The organism is Streptomyces sp. CB02009 (genome assembly GCF_001905825.1).
Classification (GTDB): Bacteria; Actinomycetota; Actinomycetes; order Streptomycetales; family Streptomycetaceae; genus Streptomyces.
Map to the genome: position 1 here is coordinate 669,422 of NZ_LIVV01000003.1, position 24,720 is coordinate 694,141.

The 24,720-nt window shown below is 73.0% G+C and carries 25 protein-coding genes; 17 read left to right on the forward strand and 8 right to left on the reverse strand.

What is annotated here, in order from left to right; genetic code table 11:
• Positions 1 to 13: 13 nt before the first annotated feature.
• Together aceB and AMK27_RS15700 are read right to left on the reverse strand one after the other, a co-directional pair.
• Positions 14 to 1,645 carry a malate synthase A gene (aceB, locus tag AMK27_RS15695; RefSeq protein WP_073907170.1) on the reverse strand — a complete coding sequence of 544 codons (1,632 nt, stop codon included), beginning with the start codon at positions 1,643 to 1,645 and terminating at the stop codon, positions 14 to 16.
• Positions 1,646 to 1,871: 226 nt separating this feature from the next.
• Positions 1,872 to 2,498: a nucleotidyltransferase family protein gene (locus AMK27_RS15700; protein ID WP_073907174.1), complete on the reverse strand. Its 627-nt coding sequence runs from the start codon at positions 2,496 to 2,498 to the stop codon at positions 1,872 to 1,874.
• A 206-nt stretch (positions 2,499 to 2,704) separates the two neighbouring features.
• Between AMK27_RS15700 and AMK27_RS15705 the strand changes: the two genes are divergently transcribed.
• Entirely contained in the window at positions 2,705 to 3,031 is a 327-nt protein-coding gene (locus AMK27_RS15705; RefSeq protein ID WP_073907177.1) for a DUF5955 family protein, read from the forward strand.
• Between the two features lie 10 nt (positions 3,032 to 3,041).
• Here the strand turns inward: AMK27_RS15705 and AMK27_RS15710 are convergent, their stop codons facing one another.
• Positions 3,042 to 3,668 (reverse strand): response regulator, encoded by a 627-nt coding sequence (locus AMK27_RS15710; protein WP_073907692.1) that lies wholly within the window; start codon positions 3,666 to 3,668, stop codon positions 3,042 to 3,044.
• Between the two features lie 5 nt (positions 3,669 to 3,673).
• Positions 3,674 to 4,768: a sensor histidine kinase gene (locus tag AMK27_RS15715; protein WP_073907694.1), complete on the reverse strand. Its 1,095-nt coding sequence runs from the start codon at positions 4,766 to 4,768 to the stop codon at positions 3,674 to 3,676.
• 274 nt (positions 4,769 to 5,042) lie between these two features.
• On the opposite strand from AMK27_RS15715, the gene AMK27_RS15720 reads away from it, so the two are divergent.
• Positions 5,043 to 6,122, forward strand: a complete 1,080-nt coding sequence (locus AMK27_RS15720) for an ABC transporter permease (RefSeq protein WP_073907696.1) — start codon at positions 5,043 to 5,045, stop codon at positions 6,120 to 6,122.
• On the forward strand, positions 6,119 to 6,799 hold the full coding sequence (locus AMK27_RS15725) for an ABC transporter ATP-binding protein (protein ID WP_073907180.1): 681 nt from the start codon (positions 6,119 to 6,121) through the stop codon (positions 6,797 to 6,799). Before AMK27_RS15720 ends, AMK27_RS15725 begins: the two co-directional genes overlap by 4 nt.
• 648 nt (positions 6,800 to 7,447) lie before the next feature.
• Here AMK27_RS15725 and AMK27_RS15730 read toward each other — a convergent pair.
• Positions 7,448 to 8,254: an IclR family transcriptional regulator gene (locus tag AMK27_RS15730; protein ID WP_030323875.1), complete on the reverse strand. Its 807-nt coding sequence runs from the start codon at positions 8,252 to 8,254 to the stop codon at positions 7,448 to 7,450.
• 338 nt (positions 8,255 to 8,592) lie between these two features.
• Between AMK27_RS15730 and allB the strand changes: the two genes are divergently transcribed.
• Both allB and alc read left to right on the forward strand, forming a co-directional pair.
• Positions 8,593 to 9,927, forward strand: a complete 1,335-nt coding sequence (allB, locus tag AMK27_RS15735; RefSeq protein ID WP_073907184.1) for an allantoinase AllB — start codon at positions 8,593 to 8,595, stop codon at positions 9,925 to 9,927.
• A 3-nt stretch (positions 9,928 to 9,930) separates the two neighbouring features.
• Positions 9,931 to 11,049 (forward strand): allantoicase, encoded by a 1,119-nt coding sequence (gene alc / locus AMK27_RS15740; protein WP_073907188.1) that lies wholly within the window; start codon positions 9,931 to 9,933, stop codon positions 11,047 to 11,049.
• Between the two features lie 356 nt (positions 11,050 to 11,405).
• On the opposite strand, the gene AMK27_RS15745 is transcribed toward alc, so the two are convergent.
• Positions 11,406 to 12,146 (reverse strand): SDR family NAD(P)-dependent oxidoreductase, encoded by a 741-nt coding sequence (locus tag AMK27_RS15745; protein ID WP_073907191.1) that lies wholly within the window; start codon positions 12,144 to 12,146, stop codon positions 11,406 to 11,408.
• A gap of 169 nt (positions 12,147 to 12,315) precedes the next feature.
• Here AMK27_RS15745 and AMK27_RS15750 point away from each other — a divergent pair, with 169 nt between their 5' ends.
• From AMK27_RS15750 to AMK27_RS15760, 3 genes are all read left to right on the forward strand, one after another.
• The gene (locus AMK27_RS15750) at positions 12,316 to 12,927 is read left to right on the forward strand and encodes a dihydrofolate reductase family protein (RefSeq protein WP_073907195.1); all 612 of its coding nucleotides are present in this window, start codon (positions 12,316 to 12,318) and stop codon (positions 12,925 to 12,927) included.
• Positions 12,928 to 13,209: 282 nt separating this feature from the next.
• Complete coding sequence (locus tag AMK27_RS15755) at positions 13,210 to 14,145, forward strand: DMT family transporter (protein WP_073907199.1); 936 nt, start codon at positions 13,210 to 13,212, stop codon at positions 14,143 to 14,145.
• A gap of 11 nt (positions 14,146 to 14,156) precedes the next feature.
• Positions 14,157 to 14,513: a hypothetical protein gene (locus AMK27_RS15760; RefSeq protein WP_073907203.1), complete on the forward strand. Its 357-nt coding sequence runs from the start codon at positions 14,157 to 14,159 to the stop codon at positions 14,511 to 14,513.
• Between the two features lie 19 nt (positions 14,514 to 14,532).
• Here AMK27_RS15760 and AMK27_RS15765 read toward each other — a convergent pair whose 3' ends face one another.
• A complete protein-coding gene (locus AMK27_RS15765; RefSeq protein ID WP_073907206.1) occupies positions 14,533 to 14,754 on the reverse strand; it encodes a hypothetical protein in 222 nt (73 codons plus the stop codon).
• A gap of 146 nt (positions 14,755 to 14,900) precedes the next feature.
• On the opposite strand from AMK27_RS15765, the gene AMK27_RS15770 reads away from it, so the two are divergent.
• Genes AMK27_RS15770 through AMK27_RS15780 form a run of 3 tightly spaced genes read left to right on the forward strand, consistent with a single transcriptional unit; the run spans position 14,901 to position 18,011 of the window.
• On the forward strand, positions 14,901 to 16,115 hold the full coding sequence (locus tag AMK27_RS15770) for a sensor histidine kinase (RefSeq protein ID WP_073907209.1): 1,215 nt from the start codon (positions 14,901 to 14,903) through the stop codon (positions 16,113 to 16,115).
• Positions 16,112 to 16,795 carry a response regulator gene (locus tag AMK27_RS15775; protein WP_073907700.1) on the forward strand — a complete coding sequence of 228 codons (684 nt, stop codon included), beginning with the start codon at positions 16,112 to 16,114 and terminating at the stop codon, positions 16,793 to 16,795. The genes AMK27_RS15770 and AMK27_RS15775 overlap by 4 nt, the downstream gene beginning before the upstream one ends.
• A 37-nt stretch (positions 16,796 to 16,832) precedes the next feature.
• On the forward strand, positions 16,833 to 18,011 hold the full coding sequence (locus AMK27_RS15780; RefSeq protein ID WP_073907212.1) for a cytochrome P450 family protein: 1,179 nt from the start codon (positions 16,833 to 16,835) through the stop codon (positions 18,009 to 18,011).
• A gap of 34 nt (positions 18,012 to 18,045) precedes the next feature.
• On the opposite strand, the gene AMK27_RS15785 is transcribed toward AMK27_RS15780, so the two are convergent.
• On the reverse strand, positions 18,046 to 19,044 hold the full coding sequence (locus AMK27_RS15785) for a Gfo/Idh/MocA family protein (RefSeq protein WP_073907215.1): 999 nt from the start codon (positions 19,042 to 19,044) through the stop codon (positions 18,046 to 18,048).
• Positions 19,045 to 19,183: 139 nt separating this feature from the next.
• Between AMK27_RS15785 and AMK27_RS15790 the strand changes: the two genes are divergently transcribed.
• From AMK27_RS15790 to AMK27_RS15815, 6 genes are all read left to right on the forward strand, one after another.
• On the forward strand, positions 19,184 to 19,912 hold the full coding sequence (locus AMK27_RS15790) for a GntR family transcriptional regulator (RefSeq protein WP_073907701.1): 729 nt from the start codon (positions 19,184 to 19,186) through the stop codon (positions 19,910 to 19,912).
• 122 nt (positions 19,913 to 20,034) lie between these two features.
• Entirely contained in the window at positions 20,035 to 21,054 is a 1,020-nt protein-coding gene (locus tag AMK27_RS15795; RefSeq protein ID WP_073907219.1) for a sugar ABC transporter substrate-binding protein, read from the forward strand.
• Complete coding sequence (locus AMK27_RS15800) at positions 21,051 to 22,106, forward strand: ABC transporter permease (RefSeq protein ID WP_073907222.1); 1,056 nt, start codon at positions 21,051 to 21,053, stop codon at positions 22,104 to 22,106. The genes AMK27_RS15795 and AMK27_RS15800 overlap by 4 nt, the downstream gene beginning before the upstream one ends.
• Positions 22,103 to 22,909, forward strand: a complete 807-nt coding sequence (locus tag AMK27_RS15805) for an ATP-binding cassette domain-containing protein (RefSeq protein ID WP_073907226.1) — start codon at positions 22,103 to 22,105, stop codon at positions 22,907 to 22,909. The genes AMK27_RS15800 and AMK27_RS15805 overlap by 4 nt, the downstream gene beginning before the upstream one ends.
• 57 nt (positions 22,910 to 22,966) lie before the next feature.
• Positions 22,967 to 24,142, forward strand: coding sequence for an ROK family glucokinase (locus tag AMK27_RS15810; RefSeq protein ID WP_073907230.1), 1,176 nt, complete (start codon positions 22,967 to 22,969; stop codon positions 24,140 to 24,142).
• Positions 24,139 to 24,717, forward strand: coding sequence for a hypothetical protein (locus AMK27_RS15815; RefSeq protein WP_073907233.1), 579 nt, complete (start codon positions 24,139 to 24,141; stop codon positions 24,715 to 24,717). Before AMK27_RS15810 ends, AMK27_RS15815 begins: the two co-directional genes overlap by 4 nt.
• Positions 24,718 to 24,720: the final 3 nt, after the last annotated feature.

Below are 24,720 nucleotides of genomic sequence, written 5' to 3' on the forward strand. Positions count from 1 at the left end.
TGCTGCTGCGGGATCAGCCGACCAGCTGCTCGTACGCGGGAAGCGTCAGGAAGTCCGCGTAGTCGGCGTCGAGGGAGACGTGCAGGAGCAGGTCGTGCGCCTGCTGCCACTTGCCGGCCGCGAAGGCCTCCTCGCCGATCTCCTCGCGGATCGCGGCCAGCTCCTCGGCGGCGACCTTGCGGGCCAGCTCCGGAGTGGCCTTCACCGTCTCCCCGGCGTGCTCGAATTCGACACCGGCGTTGATCCACTGCCAGATCTGCGAGCGCGAGATCTCGGCGGTGGCCGCGTCCTCCATCAGGTTGAAGATGGCGACGGCGCCGAGGCCGCGGAGCCAGGCCTCGATGTAGCGGGTGCCGACCTGCACGGCGCTGACCAGGCCCTCGTACGTGGGCCTGGCGTCGAGGGAGTCGATGGCGATCAGGTCGCCGGCGGCGACGGAGACGTCCTCGCGGAGGCGGTCCTTCTGGTTCGGCTTCTCGCCGAGGACGGCGTCGAAGGAGGCCATCGCGATCGGGACCAGGTCGGGGTGGGCGACCCAGGAACCGTCGAAGCCGTCGCCGGCCTCGCGGTCCTTGTCGGCCTTGACCTTCTCGAACGCGACCTTGTTGACCTCGGCGTCCTTGCGGGACGGGATGAATGCCGCCATGCCGCCGATCGCGTGCGCGCCGCGCTTGTGGCAGGTGCGCACCAGGAGCTCGGTGTACGCGCGCATGAACGGGGCCGTCATCGTGACCGCGTTGCGGTCCGGAAGGACGAACTTGGCGCCGCCGTCACGGAAGTTCTTGACGATGGAGAACAGGTAGTCCCAGCGGCCCGCGTTCAACCCGGCGGCGTGGTCGCGGAGTTCGTAGAGGATCTCCTCCATCTCGTACGCGGCCGTGATGGTCTCGATGAGGACCGTGGCGCGGACGGTGCCCTGCGGGATGCCGACGTAGTCCTGGGCGAAGACGAAGATCTCGTTCCAGAGGCGGGCCTCCAGGTGCGACTCCGTCTTCGGCAGGTAGAAGTACGGGCCCTTGCCGAGGTCGATCAGCCGCTGGGCGTTGTGGAAGAAGTAGAGACCGAAGTCGACGAGCGCGCCGGGGACCGGGCGGCCGTCGAAGGTGAGGTGACGCTCCTCCAGGTGCCAGCCGCGGGGCCGCATGACGACCGTCGCCAGCTCGCCGGCCGGCTTCAGCGCGTACGACTTGCCCGAGCGAGGGTCCGTGAAGTCGATCTTCCGGGTGTACGCGTCGATCAGGTTGACCTGACCCAGGACCACGTTCTCCCAGGTCGGCGCGGAGGCGTCCTCGAAGTCGGCGAGCCAGACCTTCGCGCCGGAGTTGAGCGCGTTGATCGTCATCTTGCGGTCGGTCGGGCCGGTGATCTCGACACGGCGGTCGTTCAGGGCCGCCGGGGCCGGCGCGACCTTCCAGGAGTCGTCGGCGCGGATCGCGGCGGTCTCCGGCAGGAAGTCAAGGGTGGACGTGCGGGCGATCTCGGCGCGACGCTCCGCTCGGCGGGCGAGGAGCTCGTCCCGGCGCGGAGTGAACCGCCGGTGCAGTTCGGCGACGAAGGCCAGGGCGGCCTCGGTGAGCACCTCTTCCTGACGCGGCAGGGGCTCGGCATCGACGACGGCCAGGGGGGACGGCGCTGGTGCGGACATGAACTGTCACTTCCTTCAGCGGACTTCACGGGGCGGTGCCAGACGGCCGCCGGGCGTCGCGGGACGGCACGCAGTGCCGCAGGCGCCGAGATACGGCCGCAAGCGCCTTCTGAACGAAAGGCGCTTCTGAACAGTGGATACTAGTTTCCTCATGGTGGAAGTTCAATGGTTTGTTGATGTCGAGATTCTCCGCGTCGACAGACCATGGCGCTGGGTGCCACGCCCTTCACTCCAAGTGCGCCAGATCCCCCTCGGTGTCGATGTCATAGGGCTCGGCCACATCCGAACAGTCCACCGGGGTGATCGCATCCCGGTGCGCCGCCAGATAGTCCCGCGCGCCCCGGTCGCCCACCGCGAGCTCGGCGATCCCCGCCCAGTGCCCCGCGCCGAACAGCACCGGATGCCCCCGCTGCCCGTCGTACGAGGCGGCCGCCAGCGAATCCCGCGAGACGTACGCCGCCCGGACCCGGGCCACCGCCTCCGCCCCGATCCCCGGCTGGTCGACCAGCAGCACCAGCGCCGCGTCCACCCCGCGCGGATCGGCGGCCAGCGAGTCGAGCCCCGCCCGCAGCGAGGACCCCATGCCCTCGGCCCACCGCAGGTTCTCCACGAGCACGCACCCGGGCAGCTCCGCCCGCTCCCGCACGACCCCGGCCGACGCGCCCAGCACCACGTGCACCACCTCGCACCCGGCCGCGCGCAGCACCCCCACGGCGTACTCGACGAGCGGCCGCCCCCGATGCGTCAGCAGCGCCTTGGGCCGCCCGCCGAGCCGCCGCCCGCCGCCCGCGGCGAGCAGCAGTCCGGCGACGAGGGGCGTGTGGACATCCGTTCGGTCATGCGCAGTTGTCATGGGGACTGCATACCTCATCAGGCGGAATCACACGGTCGCCTGAATTACCCGGGCGAAGGGTGGCGCGGCGGGGTGGCGAAGGAGTTAACTGACCCGCAACTCACGGCGCCCGACCACCGCCCGGGGGTCGGCTCGGAGCGCTGCTCCGGGTGCTCGGAGTTCGGAGTATGGAGTTCTGCGCACAGTGTCGTGCGAGGGGGAGAACCATGTTGCGAAGCGTGGGGCAGAGGCGAGTGACCGGCGAGGGCGTGGACCCGAGGGTGGCCGAACTGCGGTCCGCCGTGTCCCGGCTCCGACGCGAACTGGCAGCCCACCGAGTCGAGTTCGCCGACCGGGGCATCGCCGAGGACGAACTCGCCGCGCTCGACGCGATGGCGCTCAGCGGCGCCCCCGAAGTACGGCGGCTGCGCCGCTCGCTGCTCCTCGTCGCGGGATCGGTCGGGTCCGTCAGCGCGCTCTCGGAGGGACTCGCCGGCGTCCGCCGGGCGGTGGAACTCTTCGGGCCGCCGACGCCCCGGGGGCCGGTCGACTGAGGGGTCCGCGCTAGCGCCTGATCAGGCGGCGGGCCGTCGCCGCCGCCACCGCCGCCGTGCGGGAGTCCACGCCCAGCTTCGCGAAGACATGCACCAGATGGGACTTCACCGTCGCCTGGCTCAGGAACAGCACCTTGCTGATCTGCTGGTTCGACAGGCCCTCGCCCACCAGCTGGAGCACCTCCAGCTCGCGCTTGGTCAGCGCCTCGGCCGGGGTCCGCATCCGGTCCATCAGCCGGTGCGCCACCGCGGGGGCGAGGGCCGACTGCCCGGCCGCCGCCGTACGGACCGCCGCCGCCAGCTCCTCCGGCGGAGCGTCCTTCAGGAGGTAGCCGGAGGCGCCCGCCTCCACCGCCGCCAGGATGTCCGCGTCCGTGTCGTACGTCGTCAGGACCAGCACCCGCGGCCCGCCGGACACCGCCGTGATCGCTGCCGTCGCCTCCGAACCGTGCATCCCGGAGCCGAACTGCAGGTCCATCAGGACCACGTCCACACCCCCGGCCGCGGCCAGCTCCACCGCCCGCTCGGCCGTCGCCGCCTCCGCGACGACGGCGAAGTCCGGCTCCGTGTCCAGGACCGCGCGCAGGCCCGCCCGTACGACCGGGTGGTCGTCGGCCAGCAGAAGACGGATGGTCATGCTCTTCACGCTCCAGCGGGGAGGGGGAGGGACACGGCGACGGCCGTGCCCTGGCCGGGGGCGGACTCGACGGTGAACGTGCCGCCCAGCGACTCCGCGCGCGAGCGCATCGCCGGAAGCCCGAAACCGCCGTCGGAGGAGGGCCGCACGGCGCCGGGGTCGAACCCCGCGCCGTCGTCGACCACGTCCAGGGTCACCGAGGCGTCCATGAACGACAGGGTGATCTCCACGCGCGACGCGCCCGCGTGCCGCACCGTGTTCGCGACCGCCGACTGGGCGATCCGCAGCAGCGCCACCTCGTAGGGGGTCGGCAGCTCGACCGGCGTACCGCTGACGGAGAAGCGGACCCGCGGCCCCGCCCCCGGCTCGCACAGGCGCTCCAGGGCGGCCGCCAGGGAGCCGTGCTCCAGGTCCGGCGGCGACAGCGCCCGGACGAACCGCCTGGCCTCCGCCAGGTTGTCCTGGGCCTCCTGCCGGGCCCGGTCGATGTGGCCCGCGGCGGCGGAGCCCGGCGGCAGCGCCCGCTCGGCCGCGCGGAGCAGCAGCTGGATCGAGGACAGGCCCTGCGCGAGCGTGTCGTGGATCTCGCGGGCGAGCCGTTCCCGCTCGGCGAGCGTCCCCGCGTGCCGCTCCGCCGCCGCCAGCTCGGCCCGCGTCTCGATCAGCTCCTCGATGAGCCGTCGCCGCCGCTCGCTCTCCCGGTACAGCGCGTGGTAGCCCAGGACCGTCGCCACCGCGACCGCCGCGCCGAGCAGCGGCCCGATGAAGACCCCGGGATTGAGCGCGGCGCCGTGCCCCACGTACGAGAGGATCGCCGCGAACGCCGTCAGCCCGACCGCCGGCAGCGACCAGCGCACGGGCAGCAGGTGCAGCTGGAGGAAGTAGAGCGGGAAGGCCACCCAGAGCGCCTCCGGGGTCAGCCACAGCATCGCGAACCAGCACGCGCCCAGGACGCCCAGCCACACCGCGGCGGCCCGCTGCGAGTCCCGTACGGACGGCAGGTACGACCCGGCGGCGTAGACGGCGCCCGTCACCACCGCGAGCACCGTCCCGGCGACCGAGTCGGCCCGCACCGCGGCGAGGACCAGCAGGCCCGCCATCAGCAGGTGCAGACAGAGGCGCAGCGCGCGCAGGACGGGCGTGAGGGGCCGCTGGGTGGGATGGAGGGAGGCGGCGGAAAGCTCGGTGGGGCGGGCGGGGGAGCGGGGAGCGCGGTGGAGGGGGGAGCGGGGAGCGGCGGGGAGGGAGGAGTGGGGATCCATGTTCCCTCCAGCGTAGACAGCGGCAGACAATCCGGGCTCAACCGAAAGTTTGATGCCGGAGCCATCCGTGGCGCGATGCCCCCCGGGCACCTCGCCGACCACTCTGGTCAGCATGTTCGTCGCATGGAGAGACCTCCGATTCGCCAAGGGGCGGTTCGCGCTCATGGGCACCGTGATCGTGCTGATCACCCTGCTCGTGGGCCTGCTGTCCGGACTGACCGCCGGCCTGGCGCGGGAGAACATCTCCGCGATCACCGGCCTGCCCGCCGACCGGCTCGCCTTCGCGGCGCCGCCGTCCGGGCAGTCGGTCTCCTTCACCAACTCGACGGTCACCGAGAAGCAGTGGGGCGAGTGGGCCGAACGGCCCGGGGTGACGGCGGCCTCGCCGCTCGGCATCCGTACGCTCAACGGCGCCGCCGGGGACCGCACCGCCGCCGTCTCCGCCTTCGGTACGGAACCGGAGGGCGGGCTCGCACCCGTGGCGCCCGCCTCCGGCAAGGCCGTGCTCTCGGAGTCGGCGGCCGAGGAACTGGGCGTCGCCGTCGGCGACCCCGTCCGCCTCGGCCCCCTGGAGCTGACCGTCGCGGCGGTCGCGGGCGACGCCTCGTACAGTCACACGCCGGTCGTGTGGACGACCCTCGACGACTGGCAGCGGTTCGGCCACAGCGGCACCACCACGGAGGAGCAGGCCACCGTCGTCGCGCTCCGCGGGGCCGGGGGGACCGACTGGGGCGCCGGCGACAAGGCCGCCGGCACCGAGGCGAGGACCGTCGACGAGGCCCTCACCGCCATAGGGTCCTACCAGGCGGAGAACGGCTCGCTCCAGCTGATGCGCGGCTTCCTCTTCGCCATCTCGGCCCTCGTCATAGGAGCCTTCTTCACCGTCTGGACCATCCAGCGCAGCGGCGACGTGGCCGTCCTGAAGGCCCTCGGCGCCTCGACGCCGTACCTGCTCAAGGACGCCCTCGGGCAGGCGGTCCTGATGCTCACCGCGGGCACGCTGCTCGGGACCGGGCTCGCGGTCGCCGTCGGGGCGCTGGTCAGCGGCGGGAACGTGCCGTTCGTCCTCGAACCGCTGACCGTCCTCGCGCCGGCCGCCGTGATGGTCGTCCTCGGAGCCCTCGGGGCGGCGCTGTCCATCCGGCGGATCACCGCCGTCGATCCCCTCACCGCGCTCGGGAGTGCCCGATGAGTCTCGTCCTCGATGCCGTCACCCTCACCTACCCGGACGGCGACGGCCGGCTGACCGCGCTCGACGCGGTCTCCCTCACCGTCCCCGCCGGCTCCCTCACGGCCGTCGTCGGACCCTCGGGCTCCGGCAAGTCCAGCCTCCTCGCCGTCGCCGCGACGCTGGTGACACCGGACAGCGGGAGGGTCGTCGTCGACGGTACGGAGACGGGGGGACTGGACGCGGCAGGGCGGGCGGCGCTGCGGCGGGAGCGGATCGGGATCGTGTTCCAGCAGCCGAACCTGCTGCCCTCGCTCACCGCGGCCGAACAGCTCCAGGTGATGGCGCACGTCTCGGGACGGCCGGCGAAGACGGCGCGCGGCAGGGCCCTGGCACTGCTCGACGCGGTCGGCCTCGCGGACCTGGCCGGGCGCAGGCCGCACCAGCTGTCCGGGGGCCAGCGGCAGCGGGTCAACATCGCCAGGGCGCTGATGAACGAGCCGGCGGTCCTGCTCGTCGACGAGCCGACGAGCGCGCTGGACCACGAACGGGGGGCGGCGGTGATGGAGCTGCTGGCGGGGCTGACGGTGGGGAGGGGGACGGCGACGGTGCTGGTGACGCATGACAGGGGGCATGCGGGGCGGGCGGACCGGGTGGTGGAGGTCAGGGACGGCCACCTGTCGACCCCGATCCCGGCCTGACCCTCCCTCTCGCCGGGAGCCGCGCCGCTTGCGGGGAGCCACGCCCGGTCGCAGCCTGCGGCTTGGCAGGAACCTTGCCGTGGTCGCGCCCACCCCCGTTGTGGGCATCTGTTCCGCTGGGGCGGAACGGGTGGGCACAACGGAACGGCGCCCCTTGCCGGGCCTAGGCTTCCGCGCCCTGACCCGCACCCCGACTGTGGCGCACTGGTGGTGCGGGTCCAGGCACAAGGGGCGGAGGCGCCGCAGAGGGCGCCGTCCCGTGTGCCCACCCGTCCCGCCCCAGCGGGACGATTGCCCACACGGCGGTGGGCAAGCGGCTCGGCAGAGGCGACGCGCTCCGTCAGGTGCCCACCCGTCCCGCCCCAACACAGGCGGTGGGTGGCGGGGGCAGCCGCAGGGCGCAGACCGCAGGGGCCGCGCGCGGATCGCGCCGCGACGGGGCGGGAGGTCGCGTGCACGCGTGGAGGCGTCCGTTCGGCCGGGCGCACACGTACAGCGGCGGCGGGTCCGGACCGTAGCCCCGTGCCGGCGGTGCGGTGGTCGCCCCGCCGCGGGGGAACGGGCCCCCGGTGGATCCGGGACCTAGTCCAGGTGCCGGCCCTGCAGGCCAAGCCCCGGCCCTGCAGGGCCAAGGTCCGACCCCTAGGGCTACGCGCCCCCGTTGGCCGTCGTGTTCGCCAGTGCCGCCGACAGTTCCCGCGCCACCTCCTGGAGGATCGGCACGATCTTCTCCGTCGCCGCCTCCGTCACCCGCCCCGCCGGGCCCGAGATCGAGATCGCCGCGGCCGTCGGGGAGTCCGGGACCGAGACGGCGAGGCAGCGGACTCCTATCTCCTGCTCGTTGTCGTCGACCGCGTACCCCGTCTCGCGGACCGCGACGAGCGCGTCGAGGAAGCCGTCCGGCGTCGTGATGGTCTTCTCGGTCGCCGCCGGCATGCCGGTGCGGGCGAGCAGCGCGCGGACCTCCTCCGCCGGGGTGTGCGCGAGCAGCGCCTTGCCGACGCCCGTCGAGTGCGGCAGCACCCGCCGGCCGACCTCGGTGAACATCCGCATCGAGTGCTTGGACGGCACCTGCGCCACGTACACGATCTCGTCGCCGTCGAGCAGCGCCATGTTCGCCGTCTCGCCGGTCTCCTCGACGAGCCGCGCCAGGTAGGGGCGGGCCCAGGTGCCGAGGAGGCGGGAGGCGGACTCGCCGAGCCGGATGAGGCGGGGGCCGAGCGCGTACCGGCGGTTGGGCTGCTGGCGCACGTACCCGCAGGCGACCAGGGTGCGCATCAGGCGGTGGATGGTGGGGAGCGGGAGTCCGCTGCTGGCGGAGAGCTCGCTCAGCCCGACCTCGCCCCCGGCGTCGGCCATCCGCTCGAGGAGGTCGAAGGCACGCTCAAGGGACTGGACGCCCCCGCTCGCGGCGGGCTTGGCGGCGTCGGTGGTGCTGGCGCTGGACGTCGGCACGTCAACGGTCCTTTCGGGGCAGGCGGGCAAGGCAGCAGCCTACCGGCCCATTGGCCGGGGTACATGGTCCTGGTGGCGGCGTCCGCGCCGGTCAGGGCGTGTTTGTCCGGTGTCGGCGACGGCCCGGAGCCGTCCGGGTCGCTCCCGGCTGTACGGAGCTACGTTCTACTGTACGGAATTTGCATTTCACTTGGTGGAAACATCCAAGTGGCCCACGGCGCCGCCCGGCATCCTCGCCGATGCTGGAAGTGTGCCCTTGACGACATGTCGTCCGGAAGTGAAGACTCCTTCAACAGTTCGTTGAATTTTTTTCTTGAAGCACTGGAAGAGGGGTACGGGTGGACGTCAACCTGGTCCTGCGCTCGACGCGTGTCATCACCCCCGAGGGGACACGCCCGGCGTCGATCGCCGTCTCCGGAGGGACGATCGCGGCCGTGCTGCCGTACGACGCCGAGGTACCCGCCGGTGCCCGGCTCGAGGACGTCGGCGACGACGTCGTCCTGCCGGGACTCGTCGACACCCACGTGCACGTGAACGACCCCGGCCGCACCGAGTGGGAGGGCTTCTGGACCGCCACCCGCGCGGCCGCCGCCGGCGGCATCACCACCCTCCTCGACATGCCCCTCAACTCGCTGCCGCCCACCACCACCGTGGAGAACCTGCGCGTCAAGCAGGAGGTCGCCCGCGCCAAGGCCCACGTCGACGTCGGCTTCTGGGGCGGCGCCCTGCCCGACAACGTCAAGGACCTGCGCCCACTCCACGACGCCGGTGTCTTCGGCTTCAAGTGCTTCCTGTCGCCGTCCGGCGTGGAGGAGTTCCCCGAGCTCGACCAGGAGCAGCTGGCGACCTCGCTCGCCGAGATCTCCGGCTTCGACGGCCTGATGATCGTGCACGCCGAGGACCCCCACCACCTCGCCGCCGCGCCCCAGCGCTCCGGCGAGGCGTACGCCGACTTCCTCGCCTCGCGCCCCCGCGACGCGGAGAACACGGCGATCGAGAACCTGATCAACCAGGCCCGCCGGCTCAACGCCCGCGTCCACGTCCTGCACCTCTCCTCCTCGGACGCGCTGCCCGTCCTCGCCGCCGCCAAGGCCGAGGGCGTCAAGGTCACCGTCGAGTCCTGCCCGCACTTCCTCACGCTCACCGCCGAGGAGATCCCGGACGGCGCCACCGAGTTCAAGTGCTGCCCGCCCATCCGCGAGGCCGTCAACCAGGACGCGCTGTGGCAGGGGCTCGCGGACGGCACGATCGACTGCATCGTCTCCGACCACTCCCCGTCGACGACCGACCTCAAGACGCCCGACTTCGCGTCCGCCTGGGGCGGCATCTCCTCCCTCCAGCTCGGCCTCCCCGCCATCTGGACCGAGGCCCGCCGCCGCGGCTTCGACCTGACGGACGTCGTCCGCTGGATGTCGGAGGGCCCGGCCCGGCTCGCCGGCCTCACCCGCAAGGGCGCCATCGAGGCCGGCCGCGACGCCGACTTCGCCGTCCTCGACCCCGAGGCCACCTTCACCGTCGATCCGGCGGAGCTCCAGCACCGCAACCGGATCACCGCCTACGCGGGCAAGACCCTCAACGGCGTCGTCACCTCCACCTGGCTGCGCGGAGAGCGGATCGCCGACCACGGCACCCTCGCCGAGCCCTCCGGCCGCCTCCTCGAAAGGAACAACTGACCCGTGAGCACCGGCATACCCTCCTTCACCGGCGACGCCAGCCCTTACGGCGGTGGTGACCCCTACGCCGACTACCGGACGGCCGACTTCCCCTTCACCCAGTACGCCGACCTCGCCGACCGGCGCCTCGGCGCGGGCGTGATCGCCGCCAACGACGAGTTCTTCGCCGAGCGCGAGAACCTGCTCAAGCCCGAGGCGGCCGAGTTCGACCCCGAGCACTTCGGCCACAAGGGCAAGATCATGGACGGCTGGGAGACCCGCCGCCGCCGCGGCGTCTCCGCCCAGCAGCCGCACCCCACCGAGGACGACCACGACTGGGCCCTCGTACGGCTCGGCGCGCCCGGCGTCGTCCGCGGCATCGTCCTCGACACCGCCCACTTCCGCGGCAACTACCCGCAGGCCGTCTCCGTCGAGGCCGCCTCCGTCCCCGGCTCGCCCTCGCCCGAGGAGCTCCTCGCCGACGACGTGAAGTGGACGGTGCTCGTCCCGCGCACCGCCGTCGGCGGCCACGCCGCCAACGGCTTCGCCGTCGACGTCGAGCAGCGCTTCACCCACCTCCGCGTCAACCAGCACCCCGACGGCGGCATCGCCCGCCTCCGCGTGTACGGCGAGGTCGCCCCCGACCCGCAGTGGCTCGGCGTGCTCGGCACCTTCGACCTCGCGGCCCTGGAGAACGGCGGCCAGGTCGAGGACGCCTCCGACCGCTTCTACTCCCCGGCCACCAACACCATCCAGCCCGGCCGCTCCCGCAAGATGGACGACGGCTGGGAGACCCGCCGCCGCCGCGACAAGGGCAACGACTGGATCCGCTACCAGCTCGTCGCCGAGTCCGAGATCCGCGCCGTCGAGATCGACACCGCGTACCTCAAGGGCAACAGCGCCGGCTGGGCCGCGCTCTCCGTCGCGGCCGAGGGCTCCGAGGAGTGGACCGAGATCCTGCCCCGGACCCGCCTCCAGCCCGACACCAACCACCGCTTCGTGCTCGACACCCCGGCGGTCGGCTCCCGCGTGCGGATCGACATCTACCCGGACGGCGGCATCTCCCGCCTCCGCCTCTTCGGCTCCCTCACGGACGCCGGTACGGCCCGTCTGACCGCCCGCCACCAGGAACTGGGCGGCTGACCACAGCCCGTACGCACCAGCGGGCCGGGGCACGCCCCCGGGCCCGCCCCATGAACTGGGCGGGTACGACACCCCGCCCGGCCCGCGAGGGCGCAGCGGCACGACAGCACCGCTGCGCTCTCGCGAATCACGCACCCCCCTTTCTGAGGGCTCGGTTCGCCTCCGGGCGCCCGGAGCCGGGCTCACGGCCCCGACCGTGCTCGACCCCCTCGTTCCTCGGGGGCCTCCGCGCGCTCGGGGCCGTTCCCCCGGCGGCGCCCTTCGGCTCACTCGCCGGTCCTAGGGGCGGGCGTTTTGGACCGGCCTCCTCCAGGCGGGCGCCCAGCGCCGGCCCGGTCCAGCCGAACGCAGGCGCGTCACGCCGCGTGCCCGCCGTCCACCGAGAACTCCGCGCCCGTCACGTACCGCCCCTCCGGCCCCGCCAGGAACGCCACCATCGCGGCCACCTCGTCCGGAGTGCCGAAGCGGCCCAGGGCCGTCAGCGCCGTCTGGCCCTCCGCGTACGGGCCGTCCGCCGGGTTCATGTCGGTGTCGACGGGGCCCGGGTGGACGAGGTTCGCCGTGATGCCGCGGCCGCCCAGATCCCGCGCGAGGCCCTTCGTCAGGCCGATCAGCGCCGTCTTGCTCAGCGCGTACAGCACCCCGCCGGGGCCCGGTACGCGCTGCGTCATGCAGCTGCCGACGGTGACGATCCTGCCGCCCTCCGGCAGCCGCCCGGCCGCCGCCTGCGCGGCGAGGAAGGCCGCCCGGACGTTCACGGCGAGGACCCGGTCCACGTCCGTGAGCGCCAGGGACTCCAGCGGGCCGAGGACCCCGATGCCCGCGTTGTTCACCAGGACGTCGAGCCGGCCCAGGGCGTCCGCCGCCCAGTGCACCGCGCCCGCCGCGTCCCCGGCGTCGGCCGCGTCGGCCCGCAGGGGCAGTGCCTTCCGGCCGGTCGCCTCGATGCGCGCCGCCACCTCCTTGGCGCGCGCCTCGTCCTGGACGTAGGTGAAGGCGACGTCGGCGCCCTCCCTGGCGAGCCGTACGGCCGTGGCCGCGCCGATCCCGCGGCTGCCGCCCGTCACCAGAACCGCCGTGCCGTGCATCGTGGACATCCCGAACCTCCGTGGAAGAAGCCATAAGTGGTTGCGGGTTCAATGAAACTCGCGAGGGTGTCCCGGCGCTGGCATGAATCGGACGCCGACCCGGCCACCGATGAGTTCCGCCCGGCGGCACGGTCTGAACTGCCGAGACACGATGGACCGGAGACGAAAGGGCACCACCATGGCCACGCTCAGCCTCACCCAGTTCCTCACCCTCGACGGCGTCCACCAGGCCCCGGGCGGCCCGGAGGAGGACCCCAGCGACGGCTTCACGCACGGCGGCTGGTCCGTGCCGTTCGGGGACGAGGACTTCGGACGGTTCATGGAGGGGGTCTTCACCCGGCCGGCCGCCTTCCTCCTCGGCCGCCGTACGTACGAGATCTTCGCCGGGTACTGGCCGAAGCAGACGGACCCCGCCGACCCGATCGCCACGAAGCTCAACGCACTCCCCAAGTACGTCGCCACCACCACCCTCGACTCCGCCGACTGGGCCGGGACCACCGTGCTCCGCGGGGACGTCGTCGAGGAGGTCAGGGCGCTCAAGGAGCGCACCGACGGGGAGATCCAGATGCACGGCAGCGGCGGTCTCGCCCGGACCCTGCTCGACCACGACCTGATCGACACCCTGCACCTGCTCGTCTTCCCGGTGGTCCTCGGCACCGGCCGGCGCCTCTTCGCCGACGGAGTGCGCCCCACCGCCTTCCGGCTGACCGACGCGCGCACCACCGGCGCCGGCGTCGCCCTCACCACGTACGAGCGCGCGGGCCGCCCCGAGTACGGCAGCTACGCCTGACCGGCCGGGCCGCCACGCGTCGGGTCGCCACGTGTCGGGCTGCCGCACCCGGGCCGTCACGTGTCGGGCTGCCGCGTCCAGGCCACCGCGCGTCGGGTCGCCGCGCGCCGGGCCGCGCATTCGGCCGTTGCCGACCCGGCCGTTGCCCACCGCGCCGCCGCCCACCCCCGTCCGCCGCCCCGAAAGATGTAGCCACCACAGGCCCGTCCCGGTACGGTGATCGCTCCATGTGCGAGCCGTCGAAGTCTCCACCCCACCCCGAGCGTTGGAGATACGGCCGCCATGTCAGCTTCGTCGTCGATCGCCGCCCCCGTGCCCCTCGGTGCCCCGCGCCGCGCCTGGCTCACCGACCTGCCCGTCCTGCTCGTCGCCGTCGTCTGGGGCGCCAGCTATCTCGCGGCCAAGGGCATCACCACCACCCACACCGTCATCGCCGTCCTCGTGCTGCGGTTCGCGGTGGTGCTGCCCGTCCTGGTCGTCGCCGGACGGGCCAGGCTCCGGGCCCTGAGCGCCGCCCAGTGGCGCGGCGCCGGGATCCTCGGACTGATCCTCAGCGGGATCTTCCTCCTGGAGACCTACGGCGTCGTCCACACCTCCGCCACCAACGCGGGTCTGATCATCAGCCTCACCATGATCTTCACCCCGCTCGCCGAGGCCGCCGTCACCCGGGTCCGCCCGCCCCGCGCCTTCCTCGGCGCCGCCGCGCTCTCCGTCCTCGGCGTCGTGCTCCTCACCCAGGGCGGGGGCTTCACCACCCCGTCGCTCGGCGACCTGCTCATGCTGCTCGCCGCCCTCGCCCGTACCGTCCACGTCCTGGCGATGTCCCGGATCAAGGCCGTCCGGTCGGCCGACTCGCTCTCCCTCACCACCGTCCAGCTGGGCTCCGCCGTCGCCGTCTTCGCCGTCATCGCGGCCTTCCCCGGCACCGGCGCCTCGCCCTGGGCGGTGGCGCTCGACTTCGGCCCGCGCGAGTGGGCCGGGCTGGTCTTCCTCTCCGTCTTCTGCACGCTCTTCGCGTTCTTCGTGCAGATGTGGGCGGTCCGCCGCACGTCCCCGTCCCGGGTCAGCCTCCTCCTCGGTACGGAACCGCTCTGGGCCGCCGCCGCGGGCATCGCCCTCGCCGGCGACCGCCCCGGTGTCCTCGGCATCGCGGGCGCCATCCTCGTGCTCGCGGGCACCAGTTGGGGTCGCCGTGCCGCCGACGACGAGGCCCGGTAGGTTCTTCGATCATGCGTTCACTGGTGTACGACAACGAGTTCCGCGCCAAGGCCCGGCGCACCCAGGGCTGGGGCCTCGGCCTCTTCACCATCGCCGCTCTGCTCTGGGTCTGGTTCGGCGTCCTGCTGCTGACCCCCTACGAGGACGCCGACGGCGGCGGCAGCCCCTGCCCCGCCCTGCTCACCAGCGACTACGTCCACGACAAGGAGTGCGTCGAGAGCCGGGACTGGCCCGGCATGCTCGCCCTCCTCGGCGGTTCCGTCCCGTTCGCCGTGGTCGGCGGCGCCCTCTACACGAGCGGCTCCGTCTCGCACCGGATGGCCGAGCACCTCGCCGAGGTGACCCGGCTCGACACGACGAGCGTCTGAGCCCCGGCGGGCGGCGCGGTCAGGACTTCGCCACCCGCTGCGACGCGATCACGAGGACCAGGCCGAGCACCGCGATCACGATGTTGGCGAACAGCTCGCGGCCCTCCAGGAACCACACGTTCTCCGTGAGGAACCGGGTCGCGCCGAGCAGCCGGAACCAGCCGTCCGTCAGCTCGCGCACCACCCCGGCCGCACCGAGGAGAGCGAGCAGGGAACCGGCGACCTCCAGAAACCTCTTCATGAAGTGATCATGGCGGGGCCGGAAGACCGGCCGCGTCCGCCACCGGTCCACGGGCACCGCTACCGAAGTATCGACCTCCGCGACTTCGGTAGCGGCCCGGCCGTCCGATGCCCCGCGCGCCGCCCCCCGCTGCGTACATTGCCGGTATGACTCGCACGGACCGGCAGCTCTGGCTGCTCCCCTCCCACCTGGTCACCTCAGGGGGGAACGGGGAGAGCCGGCCCCGCCGTACCGTCCGCGACTGGATCGTGGACACCTCGCTCTTCCTTCTCGCCGCCTTCGTCGGCCTCCTCGCCGCCGACGCCAGCGCGGAGTACACGAGCGAGGCCGTCACCCTCGTCGACCAGCTCCTCGGCGCCGCCGCCTGCTGCGCCCTCTGGCTGCGCCGCCGCTGGCCCGCCGGGCTCGCGATCGGCCTCGCGCTGCTCAACACCGTGGCCCCGGTCGCCGCCGGCGCCCTCCTCGCGGGCCTCTTCAGCGTCGCCGTACGCAGACCGTTCCGCGAGGTCGCCGCGATCGGCGCGCTCGCCGTCGCCACCTCCACCGCGCAGGCCTTCATCCGGCCCGACCCCACCACCAACACCGGGCTCTCCATCGCCCTCGGTTTCACCCTCATCCTGCTCGTCACCGCCTGGGGCATGCTCGTCCGCTCCCGCCGCCAGCTCGTCGAGGCCCTGCGGGAGCGCGCCCGCCGCGCCGAGGCCGAGGCCGAGCTGCGCGCCGCCCAGGCCCAGCGGCTCGCCCGCGAGGCGATCGCCCGCGAGATGCACGACGTCCTCGCCCACCGCCTCACCCTGCTCAGCGTGCACGCCGGAGCCCTGGAGTTCCGGCCCGACGCCCCGCCCGAGCAGGTCGCCCGCGCCGCGGGCGTCATCCGCGACAGCGCCCACGAGGCCCTCCAGGACCTCCGCGAGATCATCGGCGTGCTGCGCGCCCCCGGCGAGAACGGCGACGGGGGCGACCGGCCGCAGCCCACCCTCGCCACCCTCGGCGCGCTGATCGAGGAGTCCCGCGAGGCCGGGGCCGACGTCGTCCTCGACACCACCGTGGACGAACCGGCCGCCGTGCCCGCCGCCACCGGCCGCACCGTCTACCGCATCGCCCAGGAAGGCCTCACCAACGCCCGCAAGCACGCCCCCGGCACCACGGTCACCGTCACCGTGCGCGGCCGCCCCGGCGAGGGTCTCACCGTCGACGTCCGCAACCCGGCACCCGCCGGACCGGTCCCGCCCGTCCCCGGCTCCGGCCAGGGCCTGATTGGCCTCACCGAACGCGCCGCGCTCGCCGGTGGCCGGATGGAGCACGGACCCGCCCCCGACGGAGGTTTCTCCCTCCACGCCTGGCTACCGTGGCCCTCATGACCATCCGGCTGCTCATCGTCGACGACGACCCCCTGGTCCGCGCGGGCCTCACCTTCATGCTCGGCGGCGCCGAGGACCTGCAGATCGTCGGCGAGGGCGCCGACGGCCGCGAGGTGCCCGAACTCGTCGCCCGGTACGCCCCCGACGTCGTCCTCATGGACATCCGCATGCCGCACGTGGACGGCCTCACCGCCACCGAGCGGCTGCGCGCCGAGCCCGGCGCCCCCGAGGTCGTCGTCCTCACCACCTTCCACGCCGACGAGCAGGTGCTGCGCGCCCTGCGGGCCGGTGCGGCCGGCTTCGTCCTCAAGGACACGCCGCCCGCCGAGATCGTCGCCGCCGTCCGCCGGGTCGCCGCCGGTGACCCGGTGCTGTCCCCGGCCGTCACCCGCCAGCTCATGACGCACGTCGCCGGACAGCCGGAGCAGTCCCCGCGCACCTCGGCCGCCGGACGCCTCACCGAACTCGCCGACCGCGAGCGGGAGGTGGCCGTCGCCGTCGGCCGCGGCCTGTCCAACGCGGAGATCGCCGCCGAGCTGTACATGAGCGTGCCCACGGTCAAGACCCATGTCTCGCGGGTCCTCGCCAAACTCGGCCTCAACAACCGCGTCCAGATCGCCCTCCTCGTCCACGACGCGGGCCTCCTGTCCGCAGGAGAGGACGAGGACGGCCGGAACTGATCACTTCGGCCCTGTCGCCTTCGGATAGTCTGCGTCGATGTCCGTCATCGAACTGGGGGAGTACGGCGCGGACTTCACCGCGCACCCGTACCCCTACTACGCGAAGTTCCGCGAGAACGGCCCCGTCCACGAGGTGCGGATGCCCGACGGCTTCCAGTTCTGGCTGGTCGTCGGGCACGAGGAGGGCCGTGCGGCGCTCGCCGACCCCCGGCTCGCCAAGTCCCCGCACGTGATCGGGGTACGGCCGCCGGAGGAGGACATCATCGGCGTCCACCTCCTCTCGGCCGACGCGCCCGACCACACCCGGCTGCGCCGCCTGGTCACGGGCGAGTTCACCGGCCGCCGGGTGGAAGCCCTGCGGCCCCGCATCGAGCGGCTCACCACGGAGCTCGTCGACGCGATGGAACCGGCGGGCCGGGCCGACCTCGTCGACGCCTTCGCGTACCCGCTGCCGATCACCGTGATCTGCGAGCTCCTCGGCGTCCCCTCGGCGGACCGCGACACCTTCCGCCGCTGGTCGACGGAGCTGGTCAGCCCCACCGGCGAGGAGGACTTCGGCCGGAGCATGGTGGACTTCGGCGCCTACCTCGACGAGCTCATCGAGGACAAGCGGGCCGCGGGCCCGGCCGACGACCTGCTCTCCGGTCTGATCGCCTCCCGCGCCGAGGACGGCGACCGGCTCTCCGGGCCCGAACTCCGGGCCATGGCCTATCTGCTGCTCATCGCGGGCCACGAGACCACCGTCAACCTGATCGCCAACACCGTCCGCAACCTGCTCACCCATCCCGATCAGCTCGCCGCCCTGCGCGCCGACCCGGGCCTCCTGGACGGGACGATCGAGGAGTCCCTGCGGTTCGACGGTCCGGTGGAGACCAGTACCTTCCGGTTCAGCCGGGAGCCCGTCACCCTCGGCGGCACCGAGATCCCGGCGGGCCGGCACGTCCTCGTCGCCATCGGGGCGCTCGACCGCGACCCGGCCCGGTTCCCCGAACCCGACCGCTTCGACATCCGCCGGGACACCCGGGGCCATCTGGCGTTCGGGCACGGCATCCACTACTGCCTGGGCGCCCCGCTCGCGCGGCTGGAGGGCCGGATCGCGCTCCGGACCCTCCTCGACCGCTTCCCCGGCCTGGAACTCGACCCCGAGGGCGAGCCCTGGGAGTGGCTCCCCGGCCTCCTGATGCGCGGAGTCCGGCACCTTCCGGTCCGGTGGTGACACCCGCCGGTCCGGCGCCCGCGCCGAGGGGCCGCTAGCCGATGTCGTCCACCCGTACCGGTCGCCGCTCCCGCCGCGAGCGCTCGCACGCCTCGGCGATCCGCAGCGCCGCCAGGGCCTCCCGCCCGTCGCACGGGTTGGGCGCCTCGCCGCGGACCAGCCGTACGAAGGCGCCGAGCTCCGCCTCGTACGCGGGGGCGAACCGCTCGAGGAAGCCGCTCCAGGGCTTGCCCGGCGGCGCCGGCGCCCAGGGCTCCACCGAGGTGAGCGGCGTGCGGTCGTCCAGGCCCACCGCGATCTGGTCCAGCTCGCCCGCCAGCTCCATGCGGACGTCGTACCCGGCGCCGTTGCACCGGGTCGCCGTCGCCGTGACCAGTGTGCCGTCGTCCAGGGTGAGCAGCGCGGCGGCCGTGGACACGTCCCCCGTCTCCCGGAACATCGCGGGACCGGCGTCCGAGCCCGTCGCGTACACCTCCACGACCTCCCGCCCGGTCACCCAGCGCACGATGTCGAAGTCGTGCACCAGGCAGTCCCGGAAGAGACCCCCGGAGAGGGGGAGGTACGCGGCCGGCGGCGGCGCCGGGTCCGAGGTCGCCGCCCGCACGGTGTGCAGCCGGCCGAGCCGCCCCGCGCGGACCGCCTCACGCGCCGCCCGGTACCCCGGGTCGAAGCGCCGCATGAAGCCGAGCTGGAGCTCCGTGCCCGCCTCGGCCACCGCCGAGAGCGCGGTCGCCGTCCCCGGCACGTCCAGGGCGATCGGCTTCTCGCAGAAGGCCGGGAGCCCGGCGCCCGCCGCGCGGGCGATCAGCTCCGCGTGCGCCGCCGTCGCCGAGGCGATCACGACGGCGTCCAGGGCGTGCGCGAACAGCGCCGTGACGTCCGGCGCGGCCTCCGCGCCGAGCGCCCCCGCGACCCCGGCCGCCCGCGAGGCGTCCGCATCCGCCACGACCAGCGACTCGACCTCCGGGTGGCGGGCCAGCACACCCGCGTGGAAGCTCCCGATCCGGCCCGTACCGATGAGTCCGATGCGCATGGCCCCACCGTGGAACGGTCCGCCCCCGGTGTCAAGGATTTGTCAGGACAACCGGACGTCACGACTTCCCGTCATCAGCGCCCCGGGCTACGCTCCCCCCGTGTCCAAGCAGTCAGGCTCCGCCCTGCCCCCGCTCTCCGTGGACCGCACCAGCCCGGTCCCGCTCTACTTCCAGCTGGCCCAGCAACTGGAGAGCGCCGTGGAGAACGGCACGCTGACCCCGGGCACCCTCCTCGGCAACGAGATCGACCTCGCCACCCGCCTCGGCCTCTCCCGCCCCACCGTCCGCCAGGCCATCCAGACCCTCGTGGACAAGGGCCTCCTGGTCCGACGCCGGGGGGTCGGCACCCAGGTCGTGCACAGCACGGTCCGCCGCCCGCTGGAGCTGAGCAGCCTGTACGACGACCTGGACGCCGCCGGACAGCTCCCCGCCACCCGGGTCCTGGTCAACCGCCTCGAACCCGCCACCGGCCCGGTCGCCGCCGCCCTCCGCGTCCCCGAGGGCAGCGAGGTCGTCTACCTCGAACGGCTCCGTACCGCGCACGGCGAACCCATGGCGTATCTGCGCAACCACCTGCCCGCCGGGCTTCTCGGCCCCGGCGAGCCGGACACCGCCCGTCTGGAGACCACCGGCCTCTACCGGATGCTCCGCTCCGCCGCGCTCACCCTGCACAGCGCGCGCCAGGCCGTCGGCGCCCGCGCCGCGACCGCCGCCGAGGCCGCGCTGCTCGACGAGGAGGAGGGCGCGCCGCTGCTGACGATGGAGCGCGTCACCCTCGACGACACCGGCCGCGCCGTGGAGCACGGCTCCCATCTCTACCGGGCCGACCGCTACTCCTTCGAGTTCCAGCTGATGGTCCGTCCGTAGGCCGTACCCCACCGGCCCGAGAGCCGGACACCGGCCCCCTGGCGAGCGCCACGCCCCGCATGACCGATACTGCAATGCACGACTGCAACGCACGCAAAGGACACAAAGGAGGGCACGGCCTCGTGACCAGGCTTCGGACAGGAGGGGTACGCGCCGCAGTCGGCGCCGTGCTCGCGCTCGCGCTCACCGGGGCGCTCGCCGGGTGCAGCAGCACCGGCGGAAAGCGGGCGGAGGACGCCCGCAAGGCCGCCGAGGCCCAGGGCAGGGCGGCCGTCGACACCCCCCGCTGGACCTTCGCCATGGTGACCCACTCGGGTGACGGCGACACCTTCTGGGACATCGTCCAGAAGGGCGCCAAGCAGGCCGCCGCCAAGGACAACATCAACTTCCTCTACGCCCACAGCGACGAGGCGCAGCAGCAGGCGCAGCTGATCGACTCGTACGTCGCCAAGGGCGTCGACGGTCTGATCGTCACGCTCGCGAAGCCCGACGCGATGAAGGCCGCCGTCGAGAAGGCCGTCAAGGCCGGCATCCCGGTGATCACCGTGAACTCGGGCGCCGAGCAGTCCAAGGCGTACGGGGCGCTCACCCACATCGGCCAGGACGAGACCGTCGCCGGCGAGGCCGTCGGCGAGGAACTCGACAAGCGGGGGAAGAAGAAGGCCCTCTGCGTCCTGCACGAGCAGGGCAACGTCGGTCACGAGCAGCGCTGCGCCGGCACGAGGAAGACCTTCGACGGCGAACTGGTCAACCTCTACGTCGACGGCACCAACATGCCGGACGTCAAGGCCTCCATCGAGGCCAAGCTCCAGTCCGACAAGGACGTCGACGCCGTCGTCACCCTCGGCGCCCCCTTCGCCGACGCCGCCGTCCAGGCCGCCAGGAGCGCCGGGAGCAAGGCCGAGATCGACACCTTCGACCTCAACGCCAAGGTCGCCGCCTCCCTCCAGGCCGGCACGCTCGGCTTCGCCGTCGACCAGCAGCCCTACCTCCAGGGCTACGAGGCCGTCGACCTGCTCTGGCTCTACCGCTACAACGCCAACGTCCTCGGCGGCGGCAAGCCGGTCCTCACCGGCCCGCAGGTCATCACCAAGGACGACGCCGCGAAGCTCGTCGAGTACGCCGAGCGGGGCACCCGATGAGCTCCACCGCCCCACCGTCCGACGGACTCGACCACGTCGACGAACGGCTGCTGCGCACCACCCCGCTGAAGAAGCTGCTGGGCCGCCCCGAGCTCGGCTCGGTCGTGGGCGCGATCGCCGTCTTCGTCTTCTTCTCCCTCACCGCCGACAGCTTCCTGAACCCGGCGAGCCTCGGCACCGTGCTCTACGCCGCCTCCACGCTCGGCATCATGGCGGTCCCCGTCGCGCTGCTCATGATCGGCGGCGAGTTCGACCTGTCCGCGGGCGTCCTGGTCACCAGCTCGGCCCTGGTCTCGTCGATGTTCAGCTACCAGATGACGGCGAACGTCTGGGTCGGCGTCGGCGTCTCGCTGCTCGTCACCCTGGCGATCGGCGCGTTCAACGGCTTCATGCTGACCCGTACGAAGCTGCCCAGCTTCATCATCACGCTCGGCACCTTCCTCATGCTGACCGGGCTGAACCTCGGCCTCACCAAGCTGATCAGCGGCACCGTATCCACCAAGAGCATCGCCGACATGGAGGGCTTCTCCTCCGCCCGCAAGCTCTTCGCCTCGCAGCTGACCATCGGCGGCGTCGAGTTCAAGGTCACCATCCTGTGGTGGTTCGGCCTGGTCGCGCTCGCCACCTGGATCCTGCTCCGCACCCGCTTCGGCAACTGGATCTTCGCGGTCGGCGGCGGCGCCGACGCGGCCCGCGCCGTCGGCGTCCCGGTCTACCGGACGAAGATCGGCCTCTATCTGGGCGTGGCGTTCTGCGCCTGGATCTCCGGCCAGCACCTGCTCTTCTCCTTCGACGTCGTCCAGTCGGGCGAGGGCGTCGGCAACGAGCTGATCTTCATCATCGCCGCCGTCATCGGCGGCTGCCTGATCACCGGCGGATACGGCTCCGCCATCGGCTCGGCGATCGGCGCCCTGATCTTCGGCATGACGAGCAAGGGCATCGTGTACGCCGAGTGGAACCCGGACTGGTTCAAGTTCTTCCTGGGAGCGATGCTCCTCCTCGCGACCCTGCTGAACGCCTGGATCCGCAAGCGTGTGGAGGCCACCAAGTGACGACGGCCACGAAGACCGGGCCCGCTCCGCTCGTCGAGCTCGACGACGTCAGCAAGTACTACGGCAACATCCGCGCCCTCGAAGGGGTCTCCCTGGAGGTCCGCGCCGGCGAGATCTCCTGCGTCCTCGGCGACAACGGCGCCGGCAAGTCCACCCTCATCAAGATCGTCGCCGGGCTCCACCAGCACGACGCGGGGACCTTCCGCGTCGAGGGCGAGGAGGTCACCCTCGCCAACCCGCGCGACGCCCTCGACCGGGGCATCGCCACCGTCTACCAGGACCTCGCCGTCGTCCCGCTCATGCCGGTCTGGCGGAACTTCTTCCTCGGCTCCGAGCCCACCAGGGGCTCCGGCCCCTTCAAGCGGCTCGACGTCGACCTGATGCGGACCACCACCCGCGAGGCGCTGCTCCGCATGGGCATCGACCTGCGCGACGTCGACCAGCCCATCGGCACCCTCTCCGGCGGCGAGCGGCAGTGCGTGGCCATCGCCAGGGCCGTCCACTTCGGCGCGAAGGTCCTCGTCCTCGACGAGCCGACCGCCGCGCTCGGCGTCAAGCAGTCCGGCGTCGTCCTGAAGTACGTGGCCGCCGCCCGCGACCAGGGCCTCGGCGTGGTTCTCATCACCCACAACCCGCACCACGCGTACCTGGTCGGCGACCGTTTCGTGCTGCTCAAGCGGGGCGTCATGGCCGGCAGCCACACCAAGGGCTCCGTCACGCTCGACGAGTTGACCCGGCAGATGGCCGGCGGCACCGAGCTGGAGGACCTGCGGCACGAGCTGGAGCGGCCGACCGGGACGTGACGGACGCGGCCGCGATCGAACGGCCCCTTGACACCTCACCTGGCAGAATCGGAGCCGATGAGTACCTACCGTGACCTCGCCCACCGGGGATCGGCCCGGGGCACCGTGCTGCGGACCGTCGGCTCCCGCGAGCGGCGCTCCCATCTGACGGCGCCGCGGGTGCCGACCGTCGGCATCGACATCGGCGGTACGAAGGTGATGGCCGGCGTCGTGGACGCCGACGGCAACATCCTGGAGAAGCTCCGCACGGAGACCCCGGACAAGTCCAAGAGCGCCAAGGTCGTCGAGGACACCATCGTCGAGCTGGTCCTGGACCTCTCCGACCGGCACGACGTGCACGCCGTCGGCATCGGCGCGGCCGGCTGGGTCGACGCCGAGCGTGCCACCGTGCTCTTCGCCCCGCACCTCGCCTGGCGCAACGAGCCCCTCAAGGACGCCCTCCAGAGCCGCCTCGCCGTCCCCGTCATGGTGGACAACGACGCCAACACCGCCGCCTGGGCCGAGTGGCGCTTCGGCGCCGGACGCGGCGAGGACCACCTCGTCATGATCACCCTCGGCACCGGCATCGGCGGCGCCATCCTGGAGGACGGCCAGGTCAAGCGCGGCAAGTTCGGGGTGGCCGGCGAGTTCGGCCATATGCAGGTCGTCCCCGGCGGCCACCGCTGCCCCTGCGGCAACCGCGGCTGCTGGGAGCAGTACAGCTCCGGCAACGCCCTGGTCCGCGAGGCCCGTGAGCTGGCCGCCGCCGACTCCCCGGTCGCGTACGGGCTCATCGAACGCGTCAAGGGCAACGTCCCCGAGATCACCGGACCGCTCATCACCGAGCTCGCCCGCGAGGGCGACGCCATGTGCGTCGAGCTGTTCCAGGACATCGGACAGTGGCTCGGCGTCGGCATCGCCAACCTCGCCGCCGCCCTCGACCCCTCCTGCTTCGTCATCGGCGGTGGCGTCTCGGCCGCCGACGACCTGCTCATCGGCCCCGCCAGGGACTCCTTCCGCCGCCATCTCACCGGCCGCGGCTACCGTCCCGAGGCCCGTATCACCCGCGCCCAGCTCGGCCCCGAGGCGGGCATGGTCGGCGCCGCCGACCTCGCCCGGCTCGTCGCCCGCCGCTTCCGCCGCGCCAACCGGCGCCGGGTGGAGCGGTACGAACGGTACGAGCGCTACGCCCAGGCCCTGCGCAGCGGGACCTCGGGCCGGGCCGCCCGTATCCCCGAGGACCCGCCTTCATGACCCTGCCCCACCAGTCCACCCCGCCGCGCGACACCGGGGGCAAGCTCCCCGAGGACCGCCGGCACATGATCCGCCGCCGCTGGCTGACCGCCGTCATCATCGTCCTGCTCGTCGGCATCCCGGCCGGCTACCTCGTCATCTCCGCGGGCCAGAGCCGCGACAGCGGCCGCGACAAGGAGCGCGAGTCCTCGGCGGCGGGCCTCCAGGACAACTGGCCCTCGCTGATGAAGCGCCGGATCTTCGAGGTCCCGATCCCCGCCGGGGCGTGGGGCGTCGCCTACTACGAGACGAGCAACTGGAAGACCAGCCGGCTGTACGTGCAGTTCACGACGACCGCCGCGGGCCTGGACGCCTTCCTCGCCGAGTCCGGCACGAGCCGCGCCGCCCTCACCCCGGGCCGGATCACGGTCGGCGACCGTGACGCGGACATCGCGGGCTGGCGCTTCGTCGAGGGCATGACCTGGGCGGGCACGACGGTGAAACGCGAGGAACCCCGCCCGGCGACCGACCTGACGGTCGACCTCACGGAGCCGGCGTTCCCGCGGGTGTACGCGGTCTCGACGACGAGCCCCTGACGG

Excerpts from the sequence above, each read along its gene's own strand:
- AMK27_RS15815 (WP_073907233.1), top strand. The coding sequence starts at position 24,139 with ATGACCCTGCCCCACCAGTCCACCCCGCCGCGCGACACCGGGGGCAAG.
- AMK27_RS15725 (WP_073907180.1), top strand. The coding sequence starts at position 6,119 with ATGAGTCTCGTCCTCGATGCCGTCACCCTCACCTACCCGGACGGCGAC.
- AMK27_RS15705 (WP_073907177.1), top strand. The coding sequence starts at position 2,705 with ATGTTGCGAAGCGTGGGGCAGAGGCGAGTGACCGGCGAGGGCGTGGAC.
- aceB (WP_073907170.1), bottom strand. The coding sequence starts at position 1,645 with ATGTCCGCACCAGCGCCGTCCCCCCTGGCCGTCGTCGATGCCGAGCCC.
- AMK27_RS15785 (WP_073907215.1), bottom strand. The coding sequence starts at position 19,044 with ATGCGCATCGGACTCATCGGTACGGGCCGGATCGGGAGCTTCCACGCG.
- AMK27_RS15775 (WP_073907700.1), top strand. The coding sequence starts at position 16,112 with ATGACCATCCGGCTGCTCATCGTCGACGACGACCCCCTGGTCCGCGCG.
- AMK27_RS15765 (WP_073907206.1), bottom strand. The coding sequence starts at position 14,754 with ATGAAGAGGTTTCTGGAGGTCGCCGGTTCCCTGCTCGCTCTCCTCGGT.
- AMK27_RS15750 (WP_073907195.1), top strand. The coding sequence starts at position 12,316 with ATGGCCACGCTCAGCCTCACCCAGTTCCTCACCCTCGACGGCGTCCAC.
- AMK27_RS15770 (WP_073907209.1), top strand. The coding sequence starts at position 14,901 with ATGACTCGCACGGACCGGCAGCTCTGGCTGCTCCCCTCCCACCTGGTC.
- AMK27_RS15745 (WP_073907191.1), bottom strand. The coding sequence starts at position 12,146 with ATGTCCACGATGCACGGCACGGCGGTTCTGGTGACGGGCGGCAGCCGC.
- AMK27_RS15720 (WP_073907696.1), top strand. The coding sequence starts at position 5,043 with ATGTTCGTCGCATGGAGAGACCTCCGATTCGCCAAGGGGCGGTTCGCG.
- AMK27_RS15780 (WP_073907212.1), top strand. The coding sequence starts at position 16,833 with ATGTCCGTCATCGAACTGGGGGAGTACGGCGCGGACTTCACCGCGCAC.
- AMK27_RS15715 (WP_073907694.1), bottom strand. The coding sequence starts at position 4,768 with ATGGCGGGCCTGCTGGTCCTCGCCGCGGTGCGGGCCGACTCGGTCGCC.
- AMK27_RS15810 (WP_073907230.1), top strand. The coding sequence starts at position 22,967 with ATGAGTACCTACCGTGACCTCGCCCACCGGGGATCGGCCCGGGGCACC.
- AMK27_RS15710 (WP_073907692.1), bottom strand. The coding sequence starts at position 3,668 with ATGACCATCCGTCTTCTGCTGGCCGACGACCACCCGGTCGTACGGGCG.
- AMK27_RS15755 (WP_073907199.1), top strand. The coding sequence starts at position 13,210 with ATGTCAGCTTCGTCGTCGATCGCCGCCCCCGTGCCCCTCGGTGCCCCG.
- AMK27_RS15760 (WP_073907203.1), top strand. The coding sequence starts at position 14,157 with ATGCGTTCACTGGTGTACGACAACGAGTTCCGCGCCAAGGCCCGGCGC.
- AMK27_RS15700 (WP_073907174.1), bottom strand. The coding sequence starts at position 2,498 with ATGACAACTGCGCATGACCGAACGGATGTCCACACGCCCCTCGTCGCC.
- AMK27_RS15800 (WP_073907222.1), top strand. The coding sequence starts at position 21,051 with ATGAGCTCCACCGCCCCACCGTCCGACGGACTCGACCACGTCGACGAA.